The 18,940-nt window shown below is 56.3% G+C and carries 16 protein-coding genes; 9 read left to right on the plus strand and 7 right to left on the minus strand.

The window, feature by feature from the left end:
* The first annotated feature begins 411 nt into the window (after positions 1–411).
* The 7 genes from N037_RS22920 to aldB all read left to right on the plus strand — a co-directional run bounded on the left by N037_RS22920 (position 412) and on the right by aldB (position 8,891).
* Positions 412–768: a DUF3302 domain-containing protein gene (locus N037_RS22920; protein ID WP_023334046.1), complete on the plus strand. Its 357-nt coding sequence runs from the start codon at positions 412–414 to the stop codon at positions 766–768.
* Positions 769–770: 2 nt separating this feature from the next.
* A complete protein-coding gene (locus tag N037_RS22925) occupies positions 771–1,907 on the plus strand; it encodes an HlyD family secretion protein (RefSeq protein ID WP_023334047.1) in 1,137 nt (378 codons plus the stop codon).
* A 90-nt stretch (positions 1,908–1,997) separates the two neighbouring features.
* Positions 1,998–2,606: a glutathione S-transferase gene (locus tag N037_RS22930; protein ID WP_023334048.1), complete on the plus strand. Its 609-nt coding sequence runs from the start codon at positions 1,998–2,000 to the stop codon at positions 2,604–2,606.
* A 103-nt stretch (positions 2,607–2,709) separates the two neighbouring features.
* Entirely contained in the window at positions 2,710–4,095 is a 1,386-nt protein-coding gene (gene selA, locus N037_RS22935; RefSeq protein ID WP_032643740.1) for an L-seryl-tRNA(Sec) selenium transferase, read from the plus strand.
* Entirely contained in the window at positions 4,092–5,957 is a 1,866-nt protein-coding gene (gene selB, locus N037_RS22940) for a selenocysteine-specific translation elongation factor (protein ID WP_032643741.1), read from the plus strand. Before selA ends, selB begins: the two co-directional genes overlap by 4 nt.
* A 157-nt stretch (positions 5,958–6,114) precedes the next feature.
* Complete coding sequence (gene yiaY / locus N037_RS22945) at positions 6,115–7,266, plus strand: L-threonine dehydrogenase (protein ID WP_032643742.1); 1,152 nt, start codon at positions 6,115–6,117, stop codon at positions 7,264–7,266.
* 86 nt (positions 7,267–7,352) lie between these two features.
* Positions 7,353–8,891 carry an aldehyde dehydrogenase AldB gene (gene aldB / locus N037_RS22950; protein ID WP_023309928.1) on the plus strand — a complete coding sequence of 513 codons (1,539 nt, stop codon included), beginning with the start codon at positions 7,353–7,355 and terminating at the stop codon, positions 8,889–8,891.
* On the opposite strand, the gene N037_RS22955 is transcribed toward aldB, so the two are convergent.
* Positions 8,888–9,853 (minus strand): LysR family transcriptional regulator, encoded by a 966-nt coding sequence (locus N037_RS22955; RefSeq protein WP_072164047.1) that lies wholly within the window; start codon positions 9,851–9,853, stop codon positions 8,888–8,890. The genes aldB and N037_RS22955 overlap by 4 nt on opposite strands.
* Positions 9,854–9,970: 117 nt before the next feature.
* Here N037_RS22955 and N037_RS22960 point away from each other — a divergent pair, with 117 nt between their 5' ends.
* The gene (locus N037_RS22960; RefSeq protein WP_032643744.1) at positions 9,971–10,711 is read left to right on the plus strand and encodes a MipA/OmpV family protein; all 741 of its coding nucleotides are present in this window, start codon (positions 9,971–9,973) and stop codon (positions 10,709–10,711) included.
* A 108-nt stretch (positions 10,712–10,819) separates the two neighbouring features.
* On the opposite strand, the gene N037_RS22965 is transcribed toward N037_RS22960, so the two are convergent.
* On the minus strand, positions 10,820–12,769 hold the full coding sequence (locus tag N037_RS22965; protein ID WP_032643745.1) for a glycoside hydrolase family 127 protein: 1,950 nt from the start codon (positions 12,767–12,769) through the stop codon (positions 10,820–10,822).
* Positions 12,770–12,779: 10 nt separating this feature from the next.
* Positions 12,780–14,180, minus strand: a complete 1,401-nt coding sequence (locus N037_RS22970; protein ID WP_023334056.1) for an MFS transporter — start codon at positions 14,178–14,180, stop codon at positions 12,780–12,782.
* 225 nt (positions 14,181–14,405) lie between these two features.
* Between N037_RS22970 and N037_RS22975 the strand changes: the two genes are divergently transcribed.
* Positions 14,406–15,215: an AraC family transcriptional regulator gene (locus tag N037_RS22975; RefSeq protein ID WP_032643746.1), complete on the plus strand. Its 810-nt coding sequence runs from the start codon at positions 14,406–14,408 to the stop codon at positions 15,213–15,215.
* Here N037_RS22975 and araD read toward each other — a convergent pair whose 3' ends face one another.
* Genes araD through N037_RS22995 form a run of 4 tightly spaced genes read right to left on the minus strand, consistent with a single transcriptional unit; the run spans position 15,216 to position 18,923 of the window.
* A complete protein-coding gene (gene araD / locus N037_RS22980) occupies positions 15,216–15,911 on the minus strand; it encodes an L-ribulose-5-phosphate 4-epimerase (RefSeq protein ID WP_032643747.1) in 696 nt (231 codons plus the stop codon).
* On the minus strand, positions 15,905–16,765 hold the full coding sequence (locus tag N037_RS22985) for an L-ribulose-5-phosphate 3-epimerase (protein WP_032643748.1): 861 nt from the start codon (positions 16,763–16,765) through the stop codon (positions 15,905–15,907). Before N037_RS22985 ends, araD begins: the two co-directional genes overlap by 7 nt.
* 2 nt (positions 16,766–16,767) lie before the next feature.
* Positions 16,768–17,421, minus strand: coding sequence for a 3-keto-L-gulonate-6-phosphate decarboxylase UlaD (gene ulaD / locus N037_RS22990; RefSeq protein ID WP_032643749.1), 654 nt, complete (start codon positions 17,419–17,421; stop codon positions 16,768–16,770).
* Positions 17,418–18,923 (minus strand): FGGY-family carbohydrate kinase, encoded by a 1,506-nt coding sequence (locus tag N037_RS22995; RefSeq protein WP_032643803.1) that lies wholly within the window; start codon positions 18,921–18,923, stop codon positions 17,418–17,420. The genes ulaD and N037_RS22995 overlap by 4 nt, the downstream gene beginning before the upstream one ends.
* Between the last annotated feature and the right edge of the window lie 17 nt (positions 18,924–18,940).

The raw sequence follows: 18,940 nt of genomic DNA on the forward strand, positions 1-18,940 counted from the left end.
ACCCTTTTCTGTGATGAGTATCACGATTTGATTTTGTGGGTTTGTTTCTGGATTGTGACTGATTTCACAAAATATTTTTATGCAGATTTCTCCGGCTGTGATCGGCGGCAAACTCTGCTTTGCGATTCAGCGCCAGGATGATATTGCACGACACGATAAGCTAAAAAACCACTTTTGTTGTGTGGTATGGCGAAAAGTTAAAACGTGGATTACGCTCATATTGTAAGGTTAAGTATATTATTATTCAGGATATATTTTGACACGCTTATAAACTTGCATGGAGATATTATAAAAACCGATACTCCCCGGCTCTGAAATAACCAGCATGCCTTTTGTATTTTAAAATAAATTAATTAGGTTGCGTACCGTTTTATTAATTTAATGAGTTGACGTTGTTTAAGTGAGGAGAATATGTTTCTCAACTATTTTGCGCTGGGCGTATTGATTTTTGTATTTCTGGTTCTCTTTTATGGAATCATCGCCATCCATGACATTCCTTATAATATGGCCAAAAAGCGTAACCATCCCCATGCCGATGCGATTCATACGGCAGGCTGGATTAGCCTGTTTACGCTCCATGCCATCTGGCCGTTCCTGTGGATATGGGCCACGCTGTACCGTGAAGATCGCGGCTGGGGGATGCAAAACCACATCACCAAGCCTGATGAGGTTCCGGGCATGGATGCGCTGGCCAAACGCGTGGCCGAATTAGAACAAAAGCTGGCCGCGGTACAGCCCGCTGCTGATAAAAACACGCTGGAGCGCTAATCATGGATCTGTTGATTATTTTGACCTATGTGGCATTTGCCTGGGTGATTTTTAAAATATTCCGTATTCCGGTAAACCAGTGGACGCTTGCCACCGCGACATTAGGCGGGGTGTTTATTGTTGCCGGACTTATTCTGTTAATGAACTATAACCATCCGTACACCTTTACGGCGCAAAAGGCGGTTATTTCTATTCCGATTACGCCGCAGGTTACCGGGGTGGTCAGTGAAGTGACTGATAAAAATAACCAGCTTATTAAAAAAGGCGAAGTGTTATTTAAACTGGATCCGGGCCGCTATCAGGCGCGCGTCGACAGACTGCAGGCTGACCTGGTGACCGCGACGCACAACATCGACAATCTGAAAGCGCAGCTGGTGGAGGCCGTCGCCAATACGACGCGCGTCTCCGCAGAGCGCGACCGCCTGTATAAAGATTATCAGCGCTACCTGAAAGGCAGTCAGGCGAAGGTGAATCCGTTCTCTGAAAGCGATATCGACAACGCGCGGCAGAACTATCTCGCGCAGGATGCGCTGGTAAAAGGCTCCGTTGCTGAACAGACGCAGATTCAAAGCCAGCTGGATAGCATGGTGAACGGCGAACAGTCGCAGATTGCCTCCTTACGTGCGCAGCTTGCTGAAGCCAAATACAACCTGGATCAGACCGTGGTCCGTGCGCCAAGCGATGGTTACATCACCCAGGTGCTGATCCGTCCGGGGACGTACGCTGCCGCGCTGCCTCTGCGTCCGGTGATGGTCTTTATTCCTGAACAGAAGCGTCAGATCGTGGCCCAGTTCCGTCAGAACTCGCTGCTGCGTCTGAAGCCGGGCGATGAAGCGGAAGTGGTGTTTAACGCGCTGCCGGGCCAGGTGTTTACCGGTAAACTCACCAGCATTCTGCCGGTGGTGCCGGGCGGTTCCTATCAGGCGCAGGGCGCGCTGCAGTCGCTGACGGTGGTGCCGGGAACGGATGGCGTGTTGGGCACTATCGAACTGGATCCGAATGCGGACGTCGATGCGCTGCCGGACGGTATCTATGCCCAGGTGGCGGTCTACTCGGACCATTTCGCCCACGTCTCGGTGATGCGTAAAGTACTGCTGCGCATGACCAGCTGGATGCACTACCTCTATCTCGATCACTAATCCTTCCGGGGCAGGAATGCGACACGCATACCTGCCCTTTTTTCATCGCTTGATCCATACTGACCTTTTTCCGGCATCAAGGATCAGGCAATGAAACTCATCGGTAGCTACACCAGTCCCTTCGTGCGAAAGATCTCGATTCTCCTGCTGGAGAAAGGGATTGAATTTGAATTCATCAATGAACAGCCCTACAACGCTGAAAACGGCGTCGCGCAGTACAACCCGCTGGGGAAAGTCCCGGCGCTGGTGACGGACGAGGGCGAATACTGGTTCGATTCCCCAATTATCGCGGAGTATATCGAGCTGCTGGGCGTTGCCCCGGCAATGCTGCCGGGTGACCCCAAAGCGGCGCTGGCAGTGAAGCAAATCGAAGCCCTGGCCGATGGCATTATGGATGCGGCGTTAACCTCCGTGCGTGAGCAGGCAAGGCCCGTCGCCCAGCAGTCGGAAACGGAACTGTTACGCCAGCGGGAAAAAATCAGCCGCAGCCTGGACAGATGCGAACAGCTAATCCAGGAGGGAAAGATTCAAACCGACGAGCTGAACCTGGCAACCATCGCCATCGCCTGCGCCATCGGCTATCTCAACTTCCGCCGCGTTTCCCCTGGCTGGTGCGTCGACCGTCCGCTGCTGGTGAAACTGGCAGACACGCTTTTTAGCCGCGAGAGCTTTGCCCGTACCGAACCGCCAAAGGCTTGACGCGGGTTATAACACTTAGGCATCGGAGGCGGTACAATCCCTCCACATGTTAACTCCCTCTCCCGTCGGGAGGGGGGAAGATATTTACTCGCCAGGCGCTTTCATGACTACTCATCATTCGCTGTACAGCCAGATCCCCGCTACCGACCGTCTCCTTCGCGAGCCCCGCATTCATGCTGTTGTTGAGCGCTTCGGCCATACCGCGACGGTGGAGATGTTACGCCTGCTTCAGGACGAAGCCCGAAGCGTAATTCAGGCGGAAAACGCCTTGCCCGACTGGTGCGCAGCATGGGAGCAGGAAGCCGAACACCGTCTGGACGAGAAAGCGCAAAGCGCGTTACGCCCGGTGATTAACCTGACGGGTACCGTCCTGCATACCAACCTGGGACGCGCGCAGCAGGCGGATGAGGCTATCGCGGCGGTTGTGCAGGCCATGCGAGCGCCCGTGACGCTGGAGTACGATCTGGACGGTGCCGGACGCGGGCATCGCGATCGCGCGCTGGCGGACCTGCTGTGCCAGCTGACCGGCGCGGAAGATGCCTGCATTGTGAATAACAACGCTGCGGCGGTGCTGCTGATGCTGGCGGCCACCGCCAGCGGCAAAGAGGTGGTGGTTTCCCGCGGCGAGCTGGTGGAGATTGGCGGGGCGTTTCGCATTCCGGACGTGATGCGCCAGGCGGGCTGTACGCTGCATGAGGTGGGCACCACCAACCGTACCCATGCGAAAGACTATCGCGCGGCGGTGAATGAAAATACCGCCCTGCTGATGAAGGTTCACACCAGCAATTACCATATTGAAGGCTTCACCAAAACGGTCGAAGAGGCGGAGCTGGCGGCGATAGGCCGCGAACTGAAAATACCGGTGATTGCCGATCTCGGCAGCGGCTCGCTGGTGGACCTGAGCCAATACGGGCTGCCGAAAGAACCGATGCCGCAAGAGATGATTGCGGCGGGCGTCAGCCTGGTCAGCTTTTCCGGTGATAAACTGCTGGGCGGGCCGCAGGCCGGGATTATTGTCGGCAAGCGCGAGCTGATTGCGAAGCTGCAGCAGCATCCGCTCAAGCGCGCCCTGCGAGCCGATAAAATGACGCTTGCCGCGCTGGAGGCGACGCTGCGGCTTTATCTCCATCCGGAGAAACTGGCCGACCGCCTGCCCACGCTGCGTTTGTTAAGCCGCGATGCCGCCTCGATTCGCGCCCAGGCCGAATTACTGCTGCCGCGCATTGCCCCGCACTATCCCGATTTTGACGTTCGCATTGAACCCTGCCAGTCGCAGATTGGCAGCGGTTCGCTGCCGGTGGACAGGTTGCCGAGTGAAGCGCTCACGTTCACCCCGCGTGACGGGCGAGGCAGCCACCTTGAAGCCCTGTCGTCGCGCTGGCGTGGCCTGCCTGCCCCGGTCATCGGGCGGATTTACGATGGTCGAATGTGGCTGGATCTGCGCTGCCTTGAAGATGAAGAGCGATTTCTGGAGATGTTGTTGAAATGATTATTGCCACCGCCGGTCACGTCGACCACGGAAAAACCACATTACTGCAGGCGATTACCGGCATAAACGCCGACCGCCTGCCGGAAGAGAAAAAGCGCGGCATGACCATCGATCTGGGCTATGCCTACTGGCCCCAGCCTGATGGGCGCGTACTGGGTTTTATAGATGTTCCGGGGCATGAAAAGTTTCTGTCTAACATGCTGGCGGGCGTGGGGGGCATCGATCATGCCCTGCTGGTGGTGGCCTGCGATGATGGCGTTATGGCGCAAACCCGTGAGCACCTGGCGATCCTGCAGCTGACCGGCAACCCGCAGCTGACCGTGGCGCTGACCAAAGCCGATCGCGTGGATGACGCACGCGTCAGCGAGGTGCGCGAAACGGTACAGGCGACCCTGCGGGAATATGGTTTTGCCGATGCTCCGCTTTTTGTCACCGTGGCGACAGAAGGGCGCGGTATCGATGAACTTCGCCACCACTTACAGCAGCTTTCGTCGCGTGACCACGCCAGCCATCACCGCTTCCGTCTGGCGATTGACCGGGCGTTTACCGTCAAAGGGGCGGGTCTGGTGGTTACCGGTACGGCGCTGAGCGGTGAAGTGAAAGTGGGGGATAGCCTGTGGCTGACGGGCGTTAACAAACCGATGCGCGTGCGCGGCCTGCATGCGCAAAACCAGCCCGCAGAGCGTGCTCATGCCGGGCAGCGGATCGCGCTGAACATTGCCGGGGATGCGGAAAAAGAGCAGCTTAACCGCGGCGACTGGCTGCTGGCCGATGCCCCACCTGAACCGTCTGAACGCGTCATTGTCTCCCTGCAGACAAACGTGCCCCTGACCCAATGGCAGCCGCTGCATATCCACCACGCGGCCAGCCATATCACCGGGCGCGTGTCGCTGCTGGAAAACGACCTTGCCGAACTGGTATTCGATTCTCCGCTCTGGCTTGCAGACAACGATCGTCTGGTACTGCGTGATATTTCCGCGCGGGAAACGCTGGCCGGGGCGCGGGTCGTCGCGCTGAATCCACCGCGACGCGGCAAGCGTAAACCTGAATATCTGCAGTGGCTGGCTGCTCTGGCGCTGACCAGCGATGATAACGCCGCGCTGCGGGTGCATCTCGATCGCGGTGCGGTGAGCCTGAGTGATTTTGCATGGGCACGCCAGCTGAGCGGGGAAGGCCTGAACCAGCTCACCCAGCAGCCGGGCTTTATTCAGGCTGGAAACAGTCTGCTTAATGCCCCGGTTGCGGCACGCTGGCAGCGTAAAATACTGAACACGCTGGCAACGTATCATGAACAGCATCAGGACGAGCCTGGCCCGGGCCGTGAGCGTCTGCGGCGCATGGCGCTGCCGATGGAAGACGATGCGCTGGTGCTGCTGCTGATTGAAAACATGCGCGAAAGCGGTGTGATTAAAAGCCACCACGGCTGGCTGCATCTGCCGGATCACAAGGCCGGGTTCACCGCAGAGCAAGAGGCAGTATGGCAAAAAGTGGCCCCGCTGTTTGGCGATGAGCCGTGGTGGGTTCGCGATCTGGCTCGCGAAACGAATACCGACGAGCAGGTGATGCGTCAGGTATTGCGGCATGCAGCGCAGCAGGGGCTGATAGTCGCGATCGTGAAAGATCGTTATTACCGTAACGATCGCATTGTGGCGTTTGCCAACCTGATCCGCGAGCTGGATCAGGAGCGGGGCTCCACCTGCGCAGCCGATTTCCGCGACCGACTGAACGTGGGCCGCAAGCTGGCGATTCAGATCCTGGAGTATTTCAACCGCATCGGCTTTACCCGCCGTCGCGGTAACGATCATTTATTACGCGATTCGTTATTATTTCCTGAAACGAAAGCCGGGATGAATACAAAATAAAAATAGATTGAAATAGATTTATATATTAATTAACACTTTCGCAGGCAGTAATTTGTTAAACCTGCGAAGGTGTACGCAAAAACAGGTTTTTGATCATATTTTTAAAATACTATTTTCCGTATGCTGCCGAGAGTTTATATCTCTTTGAGGATTTATTATGGCTGCATCCGTATTTTATATTCCTTCCGTGAATATTATTGGTTCTGATTCATTATCTTCCGCGATGGATACCATGCGCGACTACGGGTGGCGCCGCGCGCTGATTGTCACCGACGCGATGCTGAGCAAACTGGGTATGGCTACTGATATCCAAAACGCGCTTAAGGAACGCGATATTTCCAGTGTGATTTACGATGGCACACATCCGAATCCAACAACGGCAAACGTTGCTGCTGGTCTGGAAATATTAAAAAGCAACCACTGCGACTGCGTTATATCACTGGGTGGCGGGTCGCCACATGACTGTGCAAAAGGTATTGCACTGGTGGCCGCTAATGGCGGCGACATTCGTGACTATGAGGGTGTTGATCGCTCGGCAAAACCGCAATTGCCAATGATTGCCATTAATACCACTGCCGGTACAGCCTCTGAAATGACACGCTTCTGTATTATTACCGATGAGGCGAGCCATATTAAAATGGCTATTGTGGATAAACATGTCACACCGGTTCTGTCCGTTAACGATTCTTCTCTAATGGCAGGGATGCCTGCATCGCTAACGGCGGCAACCGGTATGGACGCCCTGACCCACGCGATTGAGGCCTATGTCTCCGTGGCAGCCACACCGATTACGGATGCCTGTGCACTTAAAGCAGTGACGATGATCAGCGAAAATCTGGTGCATGCTGTTGAAGAAGGCAGTAATGCGAAGGCACGCGAGGCGATGGCCTATGCACAATTCCTCGCGGGCATGGCGTTTAACAATGCTTCCTTAGGCTACGTACACGCGATGGCACATCAGTTGGGTGGTTTTTACGACCTTCCACACGGCGTATGTAATGCGGTACTGCTGCCGCACGTTCAGGTGTTCAACAGTAAAGTGGCGGCAGCCCGTTTGCGCGACTGTGCGGGAGCCATGGGCGTAGATGTTAGCAAGATGACTGATGAGCAGGGTGCACAGGCGTGCATCGTAGAAATTCGTGCCCTGGCTCGTAAAGTGAATATCCCATCTGGCCTCCGTGAACTGAACGTCAAAGAGGAAGATATTCCGGTTCTTGCGACCAATGCGCTCAAGGATGCTTGCGGGTTCACCAACCCCGTTCAGGCTACCCATGATGAGATCGTGGCGATTTATCGCGCCGCGATGTGACCCCCGTCGTAAACGCCGTTACCGGTTGGCGAGAAAATCGCCAGCCGGAACTACCCTTGTTGTACACCAACAGCAAGGAGACGGTCATGACAAATAATCCTCCCTCATCGCGTATCCAGCCCGGCGAGTATGGTTTTCCCCTCAAGCTGAAGCCTCGTTATGACAACTTCATTGGCGGCGACTGGGTGGCTCCCGTCGACGGCGAATACTATTCCAACCTGACCCCCGTTACCGGCCAGCCGCTGTGCGAGATAGCCAGCTCCGGCAAGCGCGATATCGATCTGGCGCTGGATGCGGCGCACAAAGCGAAAGATAAATGGGGCCATACCTCCGTTCAGGACCGCGCGGCCATTTTGTTCAAAATCGCCGACCGGATGGAGCAGAATCTGGAGCTGCTGGCGACCGCGGAGACCTGGGATAACGGCAAGCCGATCCGGGAAACAATGGCGGCAGACGTGCCGCTGGCAATCGACCACTTCCGCTATTTTGCCTCCTGTATTCGCGCTCAGGAGGGTGGAATTAGTGAGGTAGACAGCGATACCGTGGCATATCACTTCCACGAACCGCTGGGCGTCGTCGGGCAAATCATTCCATGGAACTTCCCGCTGCTGATGGCGAGCTGGAAAATGGCGCCCGCGCTGGCGGCCGGGAACTGCATTGTACTGAAACCGGCGCGTCTGACCCCGCTCTCGGTGCTGCTTTTGATGGAAATCGTTGGCGATCTTCTGCCGCCGGGCGTGATTAACGTGGTCAACGGTGCGGGCGGTGAGATAGGGGAATATCTGGCGACCTCGAAACGGATCGCTAAAGTGGCGTTTACCGGGTCGACGGAAGTGGGCCAGCAGATTATGCAGTACGCCACGCAGAACATCATTCCGGTGACCCTGGAACTGGGCGGGAAATCCCCGAACATCTTCTTCGCGGACGTGATGGAGGAGGAGGATGCCTTCTTCGATAAAGCTCTGGAAGGGTTTGCGCTGTTTGCGTTTAACCAGGGCGAAGTCTGCACCTGCCCAAGCCGCGCGCTGGTGCAGGAGTCCATCTATGAGCGCTTTATGGAGCGCGCTATTCGCCGCGTTGAGTCTATCCGCAGCGGTAACCCGCTCGATAACGTCACGCAGATGGGCGCGCAGGTTTCGCATGGACAGCTGGAAACTATCCTCAACTACATCGACATCGGCAAGAAAGAAGGGGCGGACATTCTGACCGGCGGTCGCCGTAAAGTGCTCGGCGGGGATCTGCAGGAAGGGTATTACCTTGAGCCGACTATCCTGTTCGGTCAGAACAACATGCGCGTCTTCCAGGAGGAAATTTTCGGACCGGTGCTGGCCGTGACCACCTTCAAAACGATGGAGGAGGCGCTGGAGATTGCCAACGACACGCCGTATGGCCTGGGGGCAGGCGTCTGGAGCCGCAACGGTAATCTGGCCTATAAAATGGGCCGCGGCATTCAGGCCGGGCGCGTCTGGACCAACTGCTACCACGCCTATCCGGCGCACGCGGCCTTTGGCGGTTATAAGCAGTCGGGCATTGGGCGTGAAACCCACAAGATGATGCTGGAGCATTACCAGCAGACGAAATGTTTGCTGGTCAGCTACTCCGATAAACCGCTGGGGCTGTTCTAATCGCCCAGCTCAGGCCGTCCATGGGCGGCCTGAGCAATTTGCTGGCGCAGGCAGTTCAGAACGCCGTCCAGGACGTATTGCACACGCCAGGGCTGGTATTCGCGTTTGCGGAAGATGGCCGTGAGATCGAGCCACCACTCTTCCTGATGCGGGAAGCAGGGGACCAGCATTCCTTGCGTTAGTTCTTTCTTCAGACTCTCTTTTGGCGCAAAAACAATCCCGAGATTATTTCTTGCCAGCTCCAGGGCCGTCTGCGTATTGTCGCAAATATAATTACCGGTCACCCGGTAGTCGTGCACGTTATCACTGCCGTGCACGCGGAAACGCCAGATGTTTGCATCATCGACCAGCATAGAGTCAATGAGAATGCAGGAGTGGTTAATTAAATCTTCAGGTCCCGTTAAGGGGTGTTTATTTAAATACTCAACGGTTGCGAATGCCGTAACGGAATATTTTGTTAAAACGCTGGCGACCAGGTTTTCGTCTTTCGGTTGTGCATAGGTAATTAAAATGTCGCAGTCATCAGGAAAGGAAACGCCTTCTGAAAATTCATTCCGGTCCAGGTTGTAGGTTTTCAGGGAGATGCGAATGTCACCGATATCTTCTATTTGATGGATCACGTGGCGCGCGAGATAGGTCACAATACCTGTGGGGGCATAGATTGTGACCTTTCCGCGCTTTTCATGCTTATAATCAGCAATGAAATTAACGAGTTGACTGTTCTTATCCAGCGTGGCATTAACGTAAGGGAGTAACGCTTCACCAAACTGGGTCAGGGCCAGTTGCCGCGTGGTGCGTTCAAAAACCTTCAGTCCAACCCGCGTTTCAAAATCAGACAGGTATTTACTGACGTTGGCCTGCGCCATGCCCAGCAGGGCGGCGGCATCACCAATGCTGTGGGTGGCTGCGATGACGGATATAATTTTTAATTCGCGTGGTTTTAGCTGTAATTTATTCATCATGCGCACCCATCTATATGATTTTATATATAATATTATATAAACCGCAGCGTTGCATTGGCAAATTTGTAACCATTATTATGCGCCTCGCTTGTTTGGCATTTTAATGGATTACATGTAATGACTATTAAATACAATTTACTCATCGCTGCCACGTTATTTGCAACATCCTCAGCAATGGCCGGAGACTTTTCACTTGGAGCGGGGGCTGTATTTAATGAGTCTCCTTATAAAGGCTATAACGAAAATACTACCGCAGTACCGTTAATTAGCTACGAAGGCGATCGCTTTTACGTTCGCCAGACCACGGGCGGATGGATCCTGTGGAAAGACGGAAAAAATGAACTCAGCCTGACCGCATCGTGGATGCCGCTGCATTTCGATCCTGATGACAACGACGACCATCAGATGAAGCAGCTTGATGAGCGTAAAGCGTCAGCCTTCCTCGGCGGCGCGTACTACCGCCATGAAAGCTGGGGTTCACTGAAAGTGGCGGTCTCGGGGGATGCCACGGATGAAAGCGGCGGCGTGATCGGAGAGGTATCTTACTTCCGTCCGATCCGAATGGAGCGCCTGACCCTGACGCCTTCTGTTGGTGTGTTCTACAGCGACGAAAGCTATAACGACTACTACTACGGCGTATCTGGCAGCGAGTCTCGCCGCTCAGGTCTGGATGAATACACCGCCGGTGACAGCTGGACGCCATACGTTGGCCTGGCGGCTAAATATCAGTTAACCCAAAAGCTGTACCTCAACGCCAGCGCGGTCTACACCGTGTTGCCTGATGACGTGAAGAACAGCCCGATGATCGACCGCGACGACAGCTTCGCGCTGATGACCGGCCTGACCTGGCGTTTCTGATGCGGTAAAGCCGGGTGGCGGCTCTGCCTTACCCGGCCTACGTGGGGCATGGGGCACATCGTAGGCCCGGTAAGGCGAAGCCGCCACCGGGCAGCTAACCGCAGTTAATTATGCTTCATCCACCCATATCCGCATTTCTCCTTCTCCCCGGTTAGCCCAGCTAAACCAGGGAATAAAGGTCAGCGTCTGGGGTTGACGTTGTACCGGCGAGCGGTCGTATTGCCACAGCGCATCCGTGTCCTTCACGTGACACCCAATCCCCTCTGCCTGTATCAGCATCTTGTGCGCGAAAATCCCTTTTCCTTCAAAGACCCTGAACTCGCTGTTTTCACGCAGAGAAAGGTGATGCAGATTGGCACCGTTATCGGCCTCTTCCAGGCAATAGACCAGCGGCCCGCGCTGCAGGGCGACCTTCCCCGCCTGCTGGCGTACCTGCGGGTTCCCATATACGCGCCGAACCGGCATCGGTAGCGTCAGCGTGACGACATCTGCTTCTTGCCAGGTACGGGTCAGGAAGAGATATCCCCGGGATGTTTCACCCGCAACGGCTTCACCGTTCAACGACACGTCAGGTGCCGCGCACCAGTCCGGCAGCCGCAGGGCCAGCGTATGCGTGACGGGAACAGGCGAGGTAATTTCGATTTTTACCTGTTCATGCCACGGATAGTTACCGCTTATTCGCAGCGCCAGGGCTTCGTCGCCAACCGATATGGCGACATCGTTGCCCACGTAGAGGTTAATAAAAAGCGCATCCTGGCGGACGGTATAAATGTAGTGCCCCAGTGAAGTCAGCACGCGGGCGATATTCGGTGGGCAACAGGCGCAGCCAAACCAGCGCTGGCGGACGGGTTTCACGTGATCGTAGATATGGTTGAACGCCAGGGTTTTCGGGTGTACTTCCAGCGGATTCACATAAAAGAAATGCTTACCGTCCAGCGCCATCCCGCCCAGCACCGTGTTGTACAGCGCGCGCTCCATCACGTCGGCGTAGTGGCCGTCGGCCTCCATTTCCAGCATCCGGCGGGCAAACATCATCAGGCCGATGGAGGCGCAGCTTTCGGCGTAGACCGTATCGTTGGGCAGATCGTAATCGCTGCTGAACGCCTCGCCGCTGCTTTGCGACCCGATCCCGCCGGTAATATACAACTGGCGCTGCGCCATGTTTTTCCACAGCCGCAGACAGTCCTGCCGTTTACCCTCGTCATGGCTCAGGCGAGCCAGATGCGCCATGCCCGCCATCAGGTAGACAAAACGCACCGCGTGGCCGATGGCCGTTTGTTGTTCAGAAAGCGGCTGATGCGCCTGGCTGTAGGCTTTGTCTTTGACCATCCATGCCGGGCCATAGGTGTTCCAGTATGACGTTCTGCCGCGTTTCTCGTACTCGATATCATAAAAGTGAGGCTGCACGCCGCGTTGTTCGATGAAATATTTCACCAGCGTGAGGTAGCGGGGCTCCTGCGTGACGTCATACAGCCGCATCAGCGCCAGCTCGATTTCCGGGTGGCCCGGATAGCCGTGCAGTTGGTTTTCGCCCGGGCCAAACACGCTATCGATATGGTCCGCCAGTCTGCACACCACGTCCAGCAGGTGGCGCTTTCCGGTTCCCTGGAAATACGCCACGCCCGCTTCAATCATATGCCCGGCGCAGTACAGCTCGTGGCATTCGGCCAGATTCGTCCAGCGCTCCTCTGGGGCCTTCACCGTAAAGTACGTGTTGAGATAGCCATCTTCACACTGCGCTGCGGCAATCAGTTCAATGACCTCGTCGGCGGTTTTTTCCAGTTCAGCATCAGGCTTCTGGCACAGCGACCACGCCACGGCTTCGAGCCATTTCGCCACGTCACTGTCCTGAAATACCATCCCGTAGAACTCCCCCTGTTCCAGACCAGCCGCGATGCGGAAGTTGGCGATGGCGTGGCTGGGTTCGGCCTCTGCCACGCGATCGTTAAGCGCATCCCACTGGTAGGGGATCACCACATCACGGACCAGCCGTTGGTACTGACCAAGAAACGGGTCGTTGATTTTCAGCTGGTGCAGGTCGGCTTCCATTATGGTCATATCGTTCTCCTCAGGACTGTACATGACGCTGGCGCAAATCGGTGGCAATGCGCGACATCACGGGATTGTTAAGCCTGCACCAGCGGATAGTGGCTGCCAGCAGCAGGTGGAAAAGGGCAGGGAGCAGCGTCTCCATGGCGGTGATGCCCTGCAATGAGGCGGGCGTCTGGTTGCCCACGCCTGGCTGATAGGCCACGGCAATAAACACCAGGCTGATGATCCCTGCGCTGGATGCCCACGCGAGCTTGATGAAAAACAGGTTGAAGGCGAAGTTCATGCCCGAGGAGCGCACGCCGGTTTTCCATTCGCCGTAATCATCGGCAAAGGCCATCAGCGAGAAGTGCAGCGGCAGGGTGAAGCCCAGGATCACGCCGTTACTCAAAATCACGACCAGCCAAAGCGTCTGGTGCGCCGGGCCCCCCGGCAGGAACCACATTCCCACCGCAAGCGCAGCGAGTACCAGGTTGGTGTAGTAGTAGAGTTTGACGGTATCAATCCGCCGCGACAGCGGGCTGACAATCACCGCGCCCAGAATGGCGGCAAAAGTCACCATGGTGAAAAACAGCGAGGTGTACGCGGTGCTGCCCTGAAGCACGTAGGTGATGAAGTACATGTATCCGCCGCCGCGAATGTTGAAGACGTTGATCAGCAGAAAAGACATTACCAGCATCAGCAGCAGCTGATCGTTTTTACGCAGGCCTGCCAGGTGCTCGCGCAGGGTGAATTTGCCCATCAGCGCCAGCGGGACGCGCTCACGCACCCAGAAGAAGCAGCACAGAAACATCACCACGGCGACAGCGCACAGTGCCCCAACGCCAAGCTGATAACCCCGTGCAGTATTGCCCTGCCCCAGCACCGCGACCAGCCACGGCAGGCCCACTGAGACCAGGAAGCCCGCCACGCCGCAGAGTACAAAGCGCCATGACTGGCAGGAGATCACCTCATTGTGACGGGTTGTCATGGTGTTGATCAGCGCGCAGTAGGGCACGTTGATGGCGGTATAGCCCACAGACAACAGCAGATAGGTGCCGAACGCCCACGCGATTTTCACGCCCATGCTGGCGTCCGGAACGGTGAAAGTCAGCACGCCGATAATCCCGATGGGGAAGGCAACCCACAGCTGCCACGGGCGAAAGCGCCCCCAGCGGCTCTGCGTGCGGTCGGCAATCACGCCCATCACCGGATCGGAAATGGCGTCAAATACACGTAAGGCAATAAACAGTGTGCCCACCAGCGCGGGTGTCAGGCCAAACACATCAGTATAGAAAAAGGTCAGAAAATTCATGATCAGGCAGGTAATCACCGTCCCGCCCGCGTCGCCCAGGCCGTAGCCAATTTTTTCGCGCACGGACAAGCGGCTATCTGTTGCCCCTTGTGTCACGTCTGATTCTGTAATCGGTGTGGAAGTCATGAAGTAACTCCTCGGTAATCGAATTTATTATCGTATTTGTGCAAGGTACTCATTTATTCTGCACCGAACGGACAGGCCAACAAGGGAAGGGAAAAGTATAAAAAGATGACGATTCCGACCTGATGATAAAAATGTGATTCCGATCGGACAGTTATTCGAATATTGATTAATAATCAAAGCGTAAGTTGAATATCAGCGGCAATAAAAGCGGAATGGTGAATATCCATGCTTGAATTATCCATAGCGCTTCCGATTAAGGTTCAAAATGGCGGGTTATTTATCTCCCGGGGCGTAGGCCGCCACCCTGCGCGAAAATTAACGTCGTGGGAGATTATTTTTGTCGAAAAAGGGACATTAACGATCCAGGAAGAAAGCACGTTATTTGAGGTAAAAGCAGGAGAGAGTTTGCTGCTTTGGCCAGACCGACGCCATGTGGGCGTCGGCGACTTTCCGGCCGATCTTAAATTTTACTGGCTGCATTTTGAGGTTGAGCATCACCCGCCCCGGTTGCCAAATCTGGCAATCGAACAACATTGCCGCGTGAGGGATGCACAGTATGTAATTTCTCTTTTCCGCCAGTTCCTGAGCGAGCAGGAGAAATTACAGCGAAGCGTGGCGCTGGAAATCATTTTATTACTGATTTTGCAGCAAATTTCTATTTCATCAGGCTATGAAGATAACGCAGATGAAGCCGGTGCGGCGATGGCGTGGAAGGCGAAGCAGCTTATTCGCACGCAGTTTCATTTACCGCTTTCGACGTCGCAACTGGCAAAAGCGTTGCACTGCAATGCCGATTATCTCGGGCGCGTGTTTCGCCGAACTTTCCATTTAACCCTGACGGAGGCAATACATCGCCAGCGCGTCAGGGCAGCGGAAAAGCTGTTGCTGGATGGTTCTGCTTCGCTTACTGAAGTGGCAACCCGCTGCGGCTTTAATGACGTGGGCTATTTTCGGCAGATCTTTTCAAAGCACACGGGCTTAACACCCGCCGTCTGGAAACGGCGGTACTGTAAAGAGCATATCAATTCCGGCTGATCACTGGCCGTAATAGGCATCCACCCCGTGCTTGCGCAGATAGTGCTTGTCGAGCAGCTCCTGCTGCATAACCGGTAACTGCGGTGCGAGCTGACGTGAGAACAGGCCCATATAGGCGCACTCTTCCAGTACCACGGCATTGTGGACCGCATCGGCAGCATCTTTACCCCAGGCAAACGGGCCGTGGGAGTGGACCAGCACCGCCGGGACCTGCATCGGGCTGAGATCGCGCTCCTCGAAGGTTTTGATGATCACTTCACCCGTCTGATATTCGTATTCCCCGGCAATTTCTGCCGAGGTCATCAGGCGCGTGCAGGGAATGGTTCCGTAGAAATAGTCCGCGTGCGTTGTGCCCCAGGCGGGTAAATCCTGCCCCGCCTGTGACCAGATGGTGGCGTGGCGAGAATGGGTATGTACGATGCCGCCAATCTCCGGGTAGCGACGGTACAGCGCAAGATGGGTGGGCGTGTCGGAAGAGGGTTTTTTATTACCCTCGACAACCTGGCCCGTGGCAATATTCACCACCACCATATCCTCCGCCGTCATCACGTCATACTCCACGCCGGAGGGCTTAATCACCATCATGCCGCTTTGGCGGTCCACTGCGCTGACGTTGCCCCAGGTAAAGGTCACCAGCTGGTGGGCGGGCAGCGCCAGGTTTGCCGCCAGCACCTCGGCTTTGAGTTGTTCTAACATGTCATGCCTCCTTCCTGCATACGGGCTTCAATCCAGCGGCGTGCCTGGATAATCTCCAGCACCGGCTCTTTTGCTTTTTCAGTCCACATCTCAATCAGAAACGCACCGCGATAGTTCAGCTTATTCAGCGTGTTAAACACGCCAACGAAATCGACGCAGCCTTCTCCAAACGGCACGTCGCGGAACTGTCCGGGGCTTTGCGCGGTGACGGGTTGGGTATCTTTCAGGTGAATAGCCGCAATGCGGTCAATGCCCAGCGTCAGCTCGGCGGTGACATCGTTGCCCCACGCGCTCAGGTTGCCGACATCCGGGTAAACGCTGAACCACGGCGAGGCGAGCATGTCGTCCCACTTTTTCCACTTGCTGATGGAGTTCATAAATGCGGTGTCCATGATCTCCACCGCCAGCATCACTTGCGCGGCGGCGGCCTGCTCGACGGCCCACGCCAGCCCTTCGGCAAAGCGCTGCTGCGTGCCTTCATCATGCACTTCGTAATAAACGTCATAGCCCGCGAGCTGGATGGTGCGAATGCCTAAGTCACGCGCCAGCCTGATGGCTTTGGTCATGATCTCGCGGGCGCGTTGGCGCACTGTTTCATCCCGGCTGCCAAAGGGAAAACGGCGGTGGGCAGAAAGACACATCGACGGGATCGCCACGCCGGTTTCAAGCATCGCTTCAACCAGCGAAGCGCGCTGCGTGGTGCTCCAGTCGAGGCGTGACAAACGCTCGTCGGTTTCGTCGACTGACATCTCAACGAAATCGAACCCGCAGCTTTTCGCCAGCACCAGGCGTTCCGGCCAGGAGAGATCTTTCGACAGCGCTTTTTCGTAAATACCTAACGGATGTTGACGCATGGTTACGCTCCCCAGATGTCGCGGATTTGCGAATGGAATGCCTGTGCCACCTGCGGCGGATTAGCGGCGCCTGCCAGCGCGCGCCCGGCAATAAAGGCTTTTACGTTGATCTGCTTGAACAGCGGCAGGTCGGCAGGGGTGATACCGCCGGTGATCGAAAGCTGCAAACCGATGTCGGAGAGCGCTTTCATTTTCGCGAGATCCGCTTCGCCCCACTGCTGACCGCTCGCCTGTGCGTCGCGCCCGCGGTGATAGATTGCCTGCTTCACGCCGACGCGATGCCACGCGCGCGCGTCGTCCAGCGTCCAGTTGCCAAAAAGCTCCATCTGGATTTCTCCCCCGCAGCGCAGTGCGACCTCGTGGCCTCGCTCAACGGTGGCCAGCGGGGCGGCGCAGATGATGGTCATCCAGTTCGCGCCCGCGCCAAACGCCTGTTCTGCCAGCGTTTCTCCGGCGTCGGCCACTTTCCAGTCCGCCACGATGATTTTATCCGGGCATTGCTGACGCAGGGCGCGCACGGCATTCAGCCCTTCGGTCAGGCACAAAATGGTGCCCGCTTCGACGATATCGACGTGATCTGCAAGCGTCGCGACGTCGCGCTGCGCGGCCTGAAGAGAGGTGTGGTCGAGTGCCAGCTGCAGTAATGGTCGGCTCATAGGTCGTACTCCTTAACACGGGCGTGATAGCCCTGTAGTGCTGAAATCAGTAGCTGGTAGCGCTGATACTTGCGCTGATAGGCCTCATGGGCGCGCATGTCAGGTTCAATGACACGAATGTCGTGTCGGAGGGCGCATTGCGCCGCATGGAAATTGGGGTACACATCGGTGCCGACCAGCGCCGCCAGCGCCGCGCCGGAACATCCCGTCTCTTCCACCTGTGGCAGCTCAATCGCCAGCCCGCTGACGTCGGCGAGCATTTGCATCCACACGTCGGAATGGGTCGGGCCACCCGTGACGCGTAGCGCCTGCACCTGGGTAAAGCGCTCAAGCATGCGGTTGAGGTGGGTCATGTGGCTGAACACCACGCCCTCGTAAACGGCCTGCAGCAGGTGCGCGCGGGTGTGTAGCGCCTGCATCCCGTAGAAACCGCTGGTCATCTCCAGCCCGGCGTTACTGCCGTAGAGAAATGGCAGGAAGTACACATCGCTTTCGGCTTTCGGCAGGCTGGCGACGGCGTGGTTGATCTCGCTGAACGACATGTCGCCCCACTGCGCGGTGAGCCACTCAAGGTTGCCGGACGAGGTCGGGCTGGCTTCGTGAACGATGTACTGCTGCGGATGCACGTAGCGGCCATAGACGTACGGGAAGGGTTCGTTGCTGCGAAGCGCACTGGCAATCCCGCTGGTGACGGCCCAGGTCCCCATCACGGCGTTCAGCGTGTGTTCGTCTTGCAGTCCGGCGCAGAGCGCGGTGGAAACCACATCAAACAGTCCCCCCACGACGGGCGTGCCCGCCGCGAGACCGGTAAGGGCGGCTGCCTGAGCGGTGATTTCCCCGCAAATTTCTGCTGAACCGACAATCGGCGGCAGGGCGCCGTCAATTTCGCTGATACCGAGCCAGCGCGTGAGCTGTGGTTCGTATTTCCCGGTATTCATGTTGTAGAGATTGGACTCAGAGATATTGCTCTCCTCACAGCCCTTCACGCCGGTCAGGCACCAGCGCAGATAGTCATGCGCCATCATTACGCTGCCAATCTGCTGGTACCGCTGCGGTTCATTCTCTTTGACCCAGCGTAGAAGCGAGGCCGGGTGCCCGGTCCACAGCGTCTGACGCGTATGCGGATAAAGCTTTTCGGGAATGCCGTCCTGCTGCCAGCGCTGCACAATCTCCAGTGCCCGGCGGTCAGAGGAGAGAATGGCGTTGCCCAGCGGTTGGTCCTGTTTATCGAGCAGAAACAGTCCTTTACCCTGTGCAGAAATACCGACACCTTTGATCTGTTTACCGTTTACGCCTGAACTTTTGAACAACGCAGCGATGGTTACGTAGCAGTGTTGCCACAGTAGATGCATATCCCGCTCCGCATAGCCTGCGCGCGGGCTGTGCGTGGCAACGGAGCGACGTTCGATACAAATTTCCTTACCCTGGCTGTTGTATAAACCGGCTTTCAGATAAGTACCGCCACAATCGATACCCAGCCAGAAGGGCTCTTTTTCACTCATCTTCATCTCGCTTAATT

Origin of the sequence: Enterobacter sp. EGD-HP1, from assembly GCF_000733275.2 — a bacterium.
Taxonomy (GTDB): Bacteria; Pseudomonadota; Gammaproteobacteria; order Enterobacterales; family Enterobacteriaceae; genus Enterobacter.

Bases quoted from the DNA above. Each gene is read 5' to 3' on its own strand.
- N037_RS22920 (WP_023334046.1), top strand. From the start codon at position 412: ATGTTTCTCAACTATTTTGCGCTGGGCGTATTGATTTTTGTATTTCTG.
- N037_RS22925 (WP_023334047.1), top strand. From the start codon at position 771: ATGGATCTGTTGATTATTTTGACCTATGTGGCATTTGCCTGGGTGATT.
- N037_RS22930 (WP_023334048.1), top strand. From the start codon at position 1,998: ATGAAACTCATCGGTAGCTACACCAGTCCCTTCGTGCGAAAGATCTCG.
- selA (WP_032643740.1), top strand. From the start codon at position 2,710: ATGACTACTCATCATTCGCTGTACAGCCAGATCCCCGCTACCGACCGT.
- selB (WP_032643741.1), top strand. From the start codon at position 4,092: ATGATTATTGCCACCGCCGGTCACGTCGACCACGGAAAAACCACATTA.
- yiaY (WP_032643742.1), top strand. From the start codon at position 6,115: ATGGCTGCATCCGTATTTTATATTCCTTCCGTGAATATTATTGGTTCT.
- aldB (WP_023309928.1), top strand. From the start codon at position 7,353: ATGACAAATAATCCTCCCTCATCGCGTATCCAGCCCGGCGAGTATGGT.
- N037_RS22955 (WP_072164047.1), bottom strand. From the start codon at position 9,853: ATGATGAATAAATTACAGCTAAAACCACGCGAATTAAAAATTATATCC.
- N037_RS22960 (WP_032643744.1), top strand. From the start codon at position 9,971: ATGACTATTAAATACAATTTACTCATCGCTGCCACGTTATTTGCAACA.
- N037_RS22965 (WP_032643745.1), bottom strand. From the start codon at position 12,769: ATGACCATAATGGAAGCCGACCTGCACCAGCTGAAAATCAACGACCCG.
- N037_RS22970 (WP_023334056.1), bottom strand. From the start codon at position 14,180: ATGACTTCCACACCGATTACAGAATCAGACGTGACACAAGGGGCAACA.
- N037_RS22975 (WP_032643746.1), top strand. From the start codon at position 14,406: ATGCTTGAATTATCCATAGCGCTTCCGATTAAGGTTCAAAATGGCGGG.
- araD (WP_032643747.1), bottom strand. From the start codon at position 15,911: ATGTTAGAACAACTCAAAGCCGAGGTGCTGGCGGCAAACCTGGCGCTG.
- N037_RS22985 (WP_032643748.1), bottom strand. From the start codon at position 16,765: ATGCGTCAACATCCGTTAGGTATTTACGAAAAAGCGCTGTCGAAAGAT.
- ulaD (WP_032643749.1), bottom strand. From the start codon at position 17,421: ATGAGCCGACCATTACTGCAGCTGGCACTCGACCACACCTCTCTTCAG.
- N037_RS22995 (WP_032643803.1), bottom strand. From the start codon at position 18,923: ATGAGTGAAAAAGAGCCCTTCTGGCTGGGTATCGATTGTGGCGGTACT.